Origin of the sequence: Streptomyces katrae, from assembly GCF_000966975.1 — a bacterium.
Lineage (GTDB): Bacteria > Actinomycetota > Actinomycetes > Streptomycetales > Streptomycetaceae > Streptomyces > Streptomyces katrae.
Genome location: NZ_JZWV01001446.1, coordinates 1 through 1,126, shown reverse-complemented (window position 1 = coordinate 1,126; position 1,126 = coordinate 1). Strand labels below are relative to the sequence as shown.

The 1,126-nt window shown below is 74.3% G+C and carries 1 protein-coding gene; it reads right to left on the bottom strand.

Annotation, left to right across the window (positions count from 1 at the left end; translation table 11 throughout):
* Positions 1-843 (bottom strand): serine/threonine-protein kinase (locus VR44_RS38180; protein WP_045952275.1); only part of this gene is annotated, 843 nt, incomplete at its 3' end.
* Between the last annotated feature and the right edge of the window lie 283 nt (positions 844-1,126).

Here is a 1,126-nt window from a genome sequence, read left to right as displayed (position 1 = left end):
GGTGTCGTAGCGGTCCTCGGGCACCTTCGCCAGGCCCCTGGCCAGCACTTCGTCGACGGCGGGCGGGATGTCCGGCCGGGTGGCGGTCAGCGCGGGGGGCTGGTCGTACTGGTGCGCCCACAGCAGGGCGGTCGGCTCGGTGTCGCGTCCGAAGGGCGGCCCTCCGGCGAGGGTTTCGTAGACCACGCAGGCCAGGCTGTAGAGGTCGCACCTGCCGTCGACCGGCCGGCCGGAGATCTGCTCGGGCGCCATGTAGTCGACCGTGCCGACGAACTCCCCGGCGGTGGTGAATCCGGCGGGCGACAGCGCCTTCTTCGTGAGTCCGAAGTCCGTGAGGTAGATGTGCTCGGGGTGGTCGCTGTCGGTGCCCGCGGCGACCAGGACGTTGCCGGGCTTGACGTCCCGGTGGACGAGGTCGTGCCGGTGGGCCGCGTCGAGGGCCGAGGCGACCTGGCCGGCGATGCGCAGGGCGGTGGTGACGGGGAGCGGCCCCTCCCGGTCCAGCAGGACCCGCAGGTCCAGGCCGGCGACGTAGCGCATGGCGATGTAGAGGACGCCGTCGGTCTCGCCGGCTTCGAAGACCGGCACGATGTGGGGGTGGTCGATGGAGGCCGCCACCCGTGATTCGTGGGTGAACCGGCGGCGGAAGGTCTCGTCGCGGGCGCGTTCGGGGGCGATCAGCTTGAGCGCGACCGTGCGGTCCAGCCGCAGGTCCCTGGCCTGGTACACGACGGCCATGCCGCCGCGGCCGATCATGCGCTCGACCAGGTAGCCCGCGATCTGCCGGCCGATGAGCCCGGAGGCCCGGCCCGCGTACAGGTGCAGATTGGATGCCGTGCCCATCAGGCGCCGCCCTCACCCGGCCGCCGCGGTCGGGGTGCGGCGGGCCGCTCATCGCTCGTCGAAAGTCTATCCCGTGGTCCCTGCGGGTGCCCCTCGCCGGCGAGGGGCCCGGGCGCACGGGACGTCCTCCGGTGCGGGGTGCTCCGGAGGACGTCCGAGGGTGTGCGGGCCGGGTCAGTCGGAGCCGCCGTTGCCGCCGCGGCCGCCGGACCCGCTGGTCTCGCAGCCGACGCCGACGCAGATTCCGCCGTCGCCGCCCCGGCCGCCGTCGCCGCCGTCGCCC